An 8786-nucleotide genomic window follows, 5' to 3' on the forward strand; every position below is an offset into this window, starting at 1 on the left:
GTGTGGAGGCGGGGCGGCGGGCGGGTCGGCGGGCGGAGCGGAGAGCGGGCGTCGGAGCGGACCCGCGCGGGCGTCCCCGGAGCGTCACTCCACCGCGTCGGCGACAGCGGTCACGACCGCGCGGAACCGGTCCGGCGCCTCGCGGATCCGCCGCCGGAGGAGGACCCCGGCGAGCGCCGACGAGGCGGGTGCGGCGACCAGCTCGCACTCGACCCGGGCCCCCTCCTCGTCCGCCAGGACCCGCCACTGCTCGATGCCGAGCACGGGGAGTCGGCGCTCGAGCCCGCTCCCCCGCCGCTCGTAGGCGCCGTCGGCGGCGAGGACGTCCGCGAGGGCGGCGAGCACAGGGGCGGGGTCGGCGTGGAGGACGGAGGCGAGGGCGAGGATGCTGCGCACGGCGGCAGTCTCGCACGCCCCCGCGTCAGGAGCGGGCGTCGAGGACGCGCCGGAGCCAGTCGAACGACGCCTTGGGCACGCGGTCCCGGCTGCGCGTGTCGACGGCCACGAGCCCGTGCGGGCGGCTGTAGCCGTGCTGCCACTCGAACGCGTCGACCAGGGTCCAGAGCTGCACGGCCTCCACCGGCAGTCCGTCGTGGACGGCCTCGGCGAGAGCGGCCAGGTGCGCCCCGAGCCAGCGGATCCGCTCCGTGTCGACGATCGCACCCTCGCGATCGGGCTCGTCGGAGTAGCTCGCGCCGAGCGCGGTCACCACCAGCGGCGGCAGGGCGTCGCCGTAGCGCTCCACGAGGGACCGCAGCACCGAGACCACTGCCCAGGGTGCGACCGGCGACCCGTCGCCCGTGCGGTCCAGCTCCGGCCAGGGCGCCGTGTGGAACGGGAGCGCAAGAGGAGCGCCCACCCCGGTCGGCAGCGCCGGGTCGCGGCCCGCCACGATCCGCAGCGGCGGCAGCGGCGCGACCGCGTAGAAGTCGAGCGGAGCCGAGATGCGCGCGAGGTCGACCGGATCCGCCTGCGCGAGGGCGCCGAGGAACGGCGGCAGCTCCTCCGGTCCGACCGGGTAGGACCCGGTCAGCACGGCGTCGGCCACCAGGCGGTTCCGCAGGACGTCCGCCAGGGAGGCGAAGGCGCGGTCCCGGTCGTCGTCCGAGGCGGGCTCGACCGGCGCGAGCGCGTCGACGAGGCCGATCCTCCCGGTCACCTCCGCCGCCCGCAGCGCCTCCAGCGCCACGCCGTGCCCGAGGAGCTGGTGGTGCAGCGCCGGCAGGGCGCTGAACAGCCGGCCGGCGCCCGGCGCCTGCCGCGCGAGCGCGTAGCCCTCGAGCATCACCGTCGACGGCTGGTCGAGGGTGATCCAGTCGGCGACCCGGTCGCCGAACCGCCCGCCGAGCTCGAAGGCGAGATCGCCGAAGCGGAACGCGGTGTCGCGGTTCATCCAGCCGCCGCTGAGCGCCGACGGGGTGTCGCGGTGGTGCAGGGTCAGCGCGACCCGGATCCCCGTCTCGGCGAGCCCGTCGAGCAGGCGGTCGTAGAAGCCGAGCCCTCCGCGGTCGATCGGCCCGCGGCCGTCGGGCTGCAGCCGGGGCCACGAGACCGAGAGCCGGAGCTCGTCGACGCCGAGATCGACCAGCAGCGCGAGGTCCTCGCGCCAGCGCAGGAGGAAGTCCGTCGCGATCTCGGGAGTGGCCTCCTCGGCGATCGTCCCCCGTCGCAGCGCGAAGTCGTCCCACACCGACCGGCCCCGGCCGCCCGTCTCGAGGGAGCCCTCCGTCTGGAAGGCGCTCTGCGCCATTCCGATGCGCAGGCCCGGCGGCAGGAGCCCGCCCAGCTCGCGCGGATCGTCGAAGCGCGCAGCCTCGACGCGCACCTCCCGCCGATCGCGCCCGCGGGCCTCGTCTTCGCGCATTCCACTGTCCTCCGGATCTGATCGACGGGTATATTCTCGCGGAAGCGCTCTCCCGGATCTCCCCGACTCCCCCGACCGACTGAGACGCCTCCTCCGGATGGTGTACATCCGGGAACAGTGGTGCGGCGCGCTTGACAGCTCCCCCCTGCCCCCGTGCAATGGACGCATCGTGAAATCGGGCGTCGACGTGGCAGTACCGGGGGGTTCACCGGTCGTGCCGGTGCCCCGACTCCGCCGATCCCCGCGGCGCACGGCCGCCCTGCTGCTGGTGCTCCTCGCGGCCGTCGCCTCCGTCTCCGGGCTGGCCGCTCCGGCCGCGCAGGCCGCCGCTCTCACGATCACCGCTCCCTCCTCCGGCGCGGTCCTCAGCACGGGAGCGACGACGGTCACCGGCACGGCGACGGCCGGGGACCAGGTGCAGATCGGGCTCCGCGGCGGCGGCGACCCCCTCTGCATCACCACCGCGGGCCCCGACGGCGGCTGGAGCTGCGCCGTCTCCCTCGACGACGGGCCGGCGACCCTGGTCGCGGTGGAGCTCCTCGCCGGCGGCGGGACCACCTCGGCCGCCGTCCCGATCGCCGTCCTCAGCGCCCCCGTCATCGAGTCGGTCGACGGCTCGGCGACCTCCGCGGGCTCGGTCCGCGGCACGGCCTACCCCGGCGCGAGCGTCGCCGCGGTCTCGAACGGCGGCGCCGCGTGCCTGGCCACCGCCGACTCCGGCGGCGCATGGTTCTGCCAGCTCGCCCCCACTCCGGCGCCGGGCAGCTACCGCGTCACCGCGACGCAGACCGCCTCCTTCGCCGGCAGCGCCGCCTCGCCGGCCAGCGCGCCGGTGACCCTCGTGGTCGACACCGCTGCTCCTGCCGCCCCCGCCCTCACCTCGCCGTCGAACGGCGCCGCCCTGCCGCTCGGCGGCGCGTCCTACTCGGGGACGGGCGTGGACGGCACCCGCGCCTACGTGTACGTGGACCGGGTCAACACCTGCGACGCGGCGGTCAGCGGAGGCGCCTGGAGCTGCACCGGCGGCACGATCACGGCGGGCGCGCACCGGGTCTCCGCCATCGCCGGGGACAGCGCCGGCAACTACAGCCCGCCGAGCCCCTGGATCGACGTGACCTTCGCGGCGGCGACGACCGCTCCCACCGGCACGCCCAGCGCGACGACGCCGGCCGCCCCCGGTGCCGCGCCCACCGCACCCGGGGCCGCCGCGTCTCCCGCTCCGAGCAGTGCGGCGCCGACCGCGTCCCCGTCGCCCGTCCGCCCCGGAGAGGCCGCGCCCGCGCCCGAGGACGAGCCGACCGCCGAGCCCACCGCAGCACCGGTCCCGGCTCCAGACCAGGACGGCGGTGACGTGCCGCCGCAGCCCGCCCCCGACGCCGGATCCGAGCCGGGCGGCTGGAGCGCGGCGACCGGGATGACCACCGCGCTGTCCGCCGGATCGCCCGTCGTCTCGATGGCCGATTGGATGCGCTCCCTCGCCCTCGCTCTGCTCTCGCTCGCCCTGGTCGTCGTGCCGGCCCGCCTCGCCGCGGCCGGGCGCGCGCCCCGCGCCGAGCGCAGCTGGCACCTCACGGGCCGGAACCGCGCCGCCGTCGAGTACGACGACAAGCCGGACACCGGTCCCGCCTCGCCGCGCCTGATGGTCGTCGGGATGATCGGCTGCGCAGCCGGCCTCGTCCTGCTCTCGGGACGCGTCGACGGCCAGCCCGCCTACCTGCGCCTGCTGATCGCCGTCATCGTGGCCGTCGCCGTGGTCAACGCGGTCGCCGCCGCCGTCCCCGCGCTGGTCGGCCGACGGATCGGCGTCAGCGGGATCGGCGTCGTCGCCGCTCCGCGCGCGCTGCTCCTGGTCGCGGCGGCCGCTCTCGTCTCGCGCTTCGCGGGACTGGACCCGGCGCTCCTCTTCGGCGTGGTGATCGGCCTCGTCCTCCCCGAGGGCGCATCCGCCGTCGACCGGGCGAAGCTCTCCACCGTCCGCGTCGTCTCGCTGCTGGGCCTCGCCGGACTCGCCTGGGGCGCCTCCGCCGTGGTCCCGCCCGACGGCTCGTTCGGCTCCGTGCTCGCCGCGGAGGTGCTCAGCGCGACCACGCTGATCTCGGTCGGCTCGAGCGTGGTGCTGCTGTTCCCGGTCGGGCGCCCCGCCGGCCGCAGTATCCTGCGCTGGTCCCCGCTGCTCTGGCTCGGGCTCACGCTCCTCGCGACGACCGTGCTGTTCGTGCTGCTCACCCCGACCATCGCGTCCTGGTCGACCGACGGCGGAGCGGGCCCGGTGCTCTTCGCCGTCGTCGCCTTCAGCGCGGTGTGCACGTCGATCTGGGCCTGGCGGCGCTTCGTCGAGTCGGAGTAGCCGGGCTCGGGGGCCCGCTCAGCCGATCGAGACGGGCCGGTCGAGGTCGTCGCCCGGCAGCACGTCGGCCACGGCGCCGACGGTCAGCTCGCGCAGCGTCGCTATGCCGCCGTAGACGCCGAGGAACGCGGTGTCGGCCGCGTCGCGTCCCGTCGCGATCCGCACGAGGCTCGACCGCGGCGCGAGCGTCGTCGCGTCGACCGCCCGCCACTCCCCGTCGATCCAGGCCTCCGCGACCGCGTGGAAGTCCATCGGCTGCAGTCCCGGCGCGTACACGGCCGCCAGTCGGGCGGGCACGTCCAGCGCACGGAGGAGGGCGACGACGAGGTGCGCGAAGTCGCGGCAGACGCCGCGGCGGGCGAGCAGCGTCCGCTCGGCCCCGTCCGTCGGAAGGCTCGAGCCGGGGACGTACGCCAGCCGCGTGCCGACCCAGGAGCTCACCGCGTGCAGGAGGTCCGCCCCGGCGAGGCCGGCGAACTCGGCCCGGGCCGTCGCCCACAGCACGTCCGACTCGGCGTAGCGGCTCGGCCGCAGGTACCGCAGCCGGTCCACCTCGTCGCCCTCGAGCGGATCGAGGCGTCCCAGGACGCGCGCGGAGTAGTCCACGACGAGGTGCCCGACCGGCGCGTCGAGCACGTGCAGCCGGGTGCCGTGCTGGTCGATCACCTCGCGAGCGGCGAGCGGGCGGCCGTCGACGGTGAGCGTCAGCGACTCCTCCGCCCCGTACGCGTCGGCCACCGCGATCGAGAGGACGAGGGCGGCCGGAGCCGCGACGTCGAGGGTCAGGTGGGCCGAGACGTCGCGCTGCATGGGGCTCTTCTCCGGGGCGTGGCGGGTGGGGGTCAGGCGCCCTGCTCGCCCTTCGGCGGCGGGGTGGGGGCGGCGTCCGGCTCCTGCACGAGCTGCAGCCCGCCGGACGAGTTCGCCGAGACGGTCAGCAGGTCGATCCAGGTGCGGTTGATCGAGGGGACCCGTCCGCCGAAGTACTTGAAGTAGAGGGGCACGGAGGGGTCGAGCCAGATGCTCGAGCGGCCGTCGCCGACCGCGGGGTCGTCCCGCCAGGAGAAGAAGAAGCTCTCGCGGCGGCGCAGCTTGTTGGCGATGACGATCTGGACGTGCGTGAGCGTGCGGTCGTCGAACTCGATCTCGACTCCCGAGGCTCCGTAGAGCAGCTTCCCCATGGGGGCCTCCCGGCCGCCCGTCGCCGGGCGGTGCATGACGGTGCCCGCGGGCACGAGAAGCGGGACCGTTCCGGCGCCCGCCGTGGACCGGGCGGCTCGCATCCGGACGCGGGCGCCCGGGCTCGGAACCGCCCGGTGACGACTCTAGGCGAGGCGGCGCGGGCGCGCGGGATCCTCGTCCGATTCCCGAACACCGGGCTCCTCCGGCCGGAAGGACGACCGGTCCGGAGGCGCGCCCGGCGCCCTGCCGGATCCGGGCGAGACGCGCCGGGGCGCTGCCGCGCGCATGTCGGAGGTCGGACGTACGGTACCCGCATGATCGAATGCGCACTCTGCGGAACCGACGCCGTCGTCCTCGACCGCTCCGGCGGCCGCGACACCGAGGAGGAGCTCGTCGTGCTCTGCGCCGACTGCACCCCGGGCGAGATCACCCAGGCCCTCGAGGCCGGGCTGCTCGAGCCCGCTCGACGCAGCGCGCACGCCCGCGCCGCCTAGAGAGCGGCACGTCGGACGGAGTGCCCCCACTGGGACTCGAACCCAGACTGAGACGATTTTAAGTCGTCTGCCTCTGCCGATTGGGCTATGGGGGCGACCACCGGGAGGAGCGACCCTCCCGGCGGCGGTGTCAGGACTTGGCGGGCTCGCCGCCGACCGGGACCGGAGCACCGGCCTGGCCGGGGATCTGCGCCGGGGCCTGCGCGGCCGGAGCCTCGGCGGCCGGGGCCGCCGGACGCGGACGCGACGCGTAGGTCTCGAAGGAGCCGCGGGGGTACTCGCGGGCCTCGATCGAGGCGATGTCGCGGCCGAGCCAGAGGTTGTTCCACCAGCCCCAGACCACGCGGAACTTGCGCTCCCACGAGGGCATGGCGAGACCGTGGTAGCCGCGGTGCATCACCCAGGCGGGGAAGCCCTTCACGGCGATCTTGCCGGACTGGAACACGCCGATGCCGATGCCCAGGCCCGCGACCGCGCCGAGGTTCTTGTGCACGTAGTCGACCGGCTCCTCGCCGCGGAGCACCGCGGTGATGTTCTTGGCCATGAGCTTGCCCTGGCGGACGGCGTGCTGGGCGTTCGGCACGCAGAAGCCGCCGACGCCGCCGCCGGTGAGGTCGGGGACGGCCGTCGCGTCGCCGGCGCCCCAGGCGCCCTCGACGAGCACGTCGTCGTGGCCGACGCGGAGGTCGGCGCGCACGCGCAGGCGGCCGCGCTCCTCGATGGGCAGGTCGGAGTTCTTGATCGACGGGTTCGCCATGACGCCCGCGGTCCAGATGATCAGGTCCGACTCGAAGCTCTCGCCCGTCGACAGCTGGATGACGCCGTTCTCGGCCGACTTGAGCTGCGTGTCGAGGTGCACGGTGGCCCCTCGCTGGTCGAGGTTCTTCAGCACCCAGTGGCTCGTCTCGAGGGCGACCTCGGGCATGATCCGGCCCATCGCCTCGATGAGGTGGAACTGCGTCTCCTCGAAGTCGATCTCGGGGTAGCGCTTGAGCAGCGCGCTCGCGAAGGAGCGCAGCTCGGCGAAGACCTCGATGCCCGCGAACCCGCCGCCGACGACCGTGACGGTCAGCAGGCGCGAGCGCTCGGGGCCGGCGGGGAGCGACGCGGCCTTGTCGAAGTTCGTGAGCATGCGGTCGCGGATCGCGGTCGCCTCCTCGATCGTCTTCAGGCCGATCGCGTTGTCGGCGACGCCCGGGATCGGGAAGGTGCGCGAGACGGAGCCGGCGGTGACGACGATCTGGTCGTACTCGAACTCGTAGGGCTCGCCCACGGTCGGGGTGATCGTCGCGGTGCGGTTCGCGTGGTCGATCTTCGTCACCTTGGCGGCGAGGATCGCGGTCTTCTTGAGGTGGCGGCGGAGCGAGACGATCGCGTGGCGCGGCTCGATCGACCCCGCGGCGACCTCGGGGAGGAAGGGCAGGTACGCCATGTAGGGCAGCGGGTCGACGATCGTGACCTCTGCCTCGTGCGGGCGGAGCTGCTTCTCGAGCTTCCACGCGGTGTAGAAGCCGGCGTAGCCGCCTCCGACGATCAGGATTCTGGGCACGGTTGACTCTCCAAGAGGGATGGACAATGCGAACACCCTCACGCAATGCGAAGTGCCCGCTCTCGATGCGGTGGGCAGCACTGACCCCGACTGGGAATCAGCTTAGCGAAGAGCGCGCCGGTGGTGGCGCCTCCGTGGCTCCGGTAGGAGCGGCTACGCGTCGAGCGGCCTGCAGGCGCAGCGCTCGGGAGACCAGTCGGCGCGGGCCAGGGCCAGATCGCCGATCGGATTGACGCCGGGGCCCGCCGCGAGGGCGTGCGCGGCGAGGGCGTGGAGGCACTTCACCCGCGAGGGCATGCCCCCGGAGGAGATGCCCGCGATCTCGGGGACGGAGCCGATGCTCTCGCGGTCGGCCAGGAACGCCCGGTGCGCAGCGGCGTACGCCTCGCGCAGCTCCTCGTCCTCGGCGAGCATCGCGTTGTACTCGACCATGACCTGGGTGGCCTCGAGCTGCGAGATCGCGGCCGTCGCGGCGGGGTGGGTCAGGTAGTAGAAGGTGGGGAACGGCGTGCCGTCGGACAGGCGGGGGCTCGTGGAGACCACCGTCGGGTCGCCGCAGACGCAGCTTGCGCTGATCCCGACGACGTCCCGGGCGGGACGGCCCAGCTGGGCGGAGACGACCGCGATGTCGCGCTCGGACGGCGGATCGAAGGGGGGCGTGGTCACGGGGGCTCCAGAGGACGGACGGCCGGGAGGACGCTCCAGTGTACGCGGGGCCGGGCGGGAGCGACGGGGTCGGGCGGGAGCTACGGAGTCGGTGTCAGCTCGTCGGCGGTCGGCTCGCCGAGGCCCGAGACCGCGATCGAGGACAGCAGGGAGCCGGCCCAGTCGCTCGGGGTCTCCTGCACCGTGTCGCTCGCGGGCTGCTGCGCCTGCTGGGCGAGCGTCACGTCGTCGAGCACGAGGTAGCTCACCTCGCCGGGCATCACGAAGTACAGCCGCTCGCGGGCCTGCGCGCGGATGAACGCCGGGTCGGACCAGCGGGTGCGCTGCTCGTCGAGGTTCTGCGCCTGGGTCTTGGCCGCGTCGACCGAGCGCTGCAGCTCGGCGATCTCGGCGCGCTGCTCGACGAAGTTCTTGATGCTCGGGGCGAGCACGACCACCGCGAGGATCATGATCCCCATCACCAGCAGCGTGAAGCCGGAGCCGCGGACGCCGGCGATCCACGCGGACGAGGGCGGAGCGGGCGGCTGCTTCGGGCGGGGGGTGCGCGGGGCGGATGCGGCACGGGGCGCCGAGGGCGTGCGGGAGCCGGAGGCTCCTCGCTTCTTCCCGGCGGACGACGTGCCGGCGGCCGGTCGCGCGGGCCTCTCGGGCACCGGGGCGGGCGCGGGCCGACGGGGTGCGCTC

At 74.8% G+C, this 8786-nt stretch carries 9 protein-coding genes and 1 tRNA gene; 2 read left to right on the plus strand and 8 right to left on the minus strand.

What is annotated here, in order from left to right:
• Positions 1-84: 84 nt before the first annotated feature.
• Both C5B95_RS16820 and C5B95_RS16825 read right to left on the minus strand, forming a co-directional pair.
• Complete coding sequence (locus C5B95_RS16820) at positions 85-396, minus strand: hypothetical protein (RefSeq protein WP_104349680.1); 312 nt, start codon at positions 394-396, stop codon at positions 85-87.
• Between the two features lie 25 nt (positions 397-421).
• Entirely contained in the window at positions 422-1864 is a 1443-nt protein-coding gene (locus tag C5B95_RS16825; RefSeq protein WP_181068119.1) for a glycoside hydrolase family 1 protein, read from the minus strand.
• 220 nt (positions 1865-2084) lie between these two features.
• On the opposite strand from C5B95_RS16825, the gene C5B95_RS17285 reads away from it, so the two are divergent.
• A complete protein-coding gene (locus C5B95_RS17285; RefSeq protein WP_181068120.1) occupies positions 2085-4211 on the plus strand; it encodes a hypothetical protein in 2127 nt (708 codons plus the stop codon).
• 18 nt (positions 4212-4229) lie between these two features.
• Here the strand turns inward: C5B95_RS17285 and C5B95_RS16830 are convergent, their stop codons facing one another.
• Together C5B95_RS16830 and C5B95_RS16835 are read right to left on the minus strand one after the other, a co-directional pair.
• Positions 4230-5021 (minus strand): transglutaminase family protein, encoded by a 792-nt coding sequence (locus C5B95_RS16830; protein WP_104349682.1) that lies wholly within the window; start codon positions 5019-5021, stop codon positions 4230-4232.
• A 32-nt stretch (positions 5022-5053) separates the two neighbouring features.
• Entirely contained in the window at positions 5054-5392 is a 339-nt protein-coding gene (locus tag C5B95_RS16835; protein WP_068211888.1) for an ATP-dependent DNA ligase, read from the minus strand.
• 315 nt (positions 5393-5707) lie between these two features.
• Between C5B95_RS16835 and C5B95_RS16840 the strand changes: the two genes are divergently transcribed.
• Entirely contained in the window at positions 5708-5887 is a 180-nt protein-coding gene (locus tag C5B95_RS16840) for a hypothetical protein (RefSeq protein ID WP_104225020.1), read from the plus strand.
• 21 nt (positions 5888-5908) lie between these two features.
• On the opposite strand, the gene C5B95_RS16845 is transcribed toward C5B95_RS16840, so the two are convergent.
• From C5B95_RS16845 to C5B95_RS17990, 4 genes are all read right to left on the minus strand, one after another.
• Positions 5909-5982: transfer RNA gene (locus C5B95_RS16845), tRNA-Leu, on the minus strand.
• A 35-nt stretch (positions 5983-6017) separates the two neighbouring features.
• Positions 6018-7436, minus strand: coding sequence for an NAD(P)/FAD-dependent oxidoreductase (locus tag C5B95_RS16850; protein WP_104225019.1), 1419 nt, complete (start codon positions 7434-7436; stop codon positions 6018-6020).
• 153 nt (positions 7437-7589) lie between these two features.
• Positions 7590-8102 carry a DUF501 domain-containing protein gene (locus C5B95_RS16855; protein WP_104349683.1) on the minus strand — a complete coding sequence of 171 codons (513 nt, stop codon included), beginning with the start codon at positions 8100-8102 and terminating at the stop codon, positions 7590-7592.
• A gap of 80 nt (positions 8103-8182) precedes the next feature.
• On the minus strand, positions 8183-8786 hold a 604-nt coding region (locus tag C5B95_RS17990), incomplete at its 5' end, for a septum formation initiator family protein (protein ID WP_258060066.1).

The sequence above is a fragment of the Rathayibacter sp. AY1A7 genome, assembly GCF_002930845.1.
In the GTDB taxonomy this organism is placed as follows: domain Bacteria; phylum Actinomycetota; class Actinomycetes; order Actinomycetales; family Microbacteriaceae; genus Rathayibacter.

Coding starts and splice junctions, on each gene's coding strand:
- C5B95_RS16825 (WP_181068119.1), bottom strand. CDS start 1,864: ATGCGCGAAGACGAGGCCCGCGGGCGCGATCGGCGGGAGGTGCGCGTC.
- C5B95_RS16830 (WP_104349682.1), bottom strand. CDS start 5,021: ATGCAGCGCGACGTCTCGGCCCACCTGACCCTCGACGTCGCGGCTCCG.
- C5B95_RS16835 (WP_068211888.1), bottom strand. CDS start 5,392: ATGGGGAAGCTGCTCTACGGAGCCTCGGGAGTCGAGATCGAGTTCGAC.
- C5B95_RS16840 (WP_104225020.1), top strand. CDS start 5,708: ATGATCGAATGCGCACTCTGCGGAACCGACGCCGTCGTCCTCGACCGC.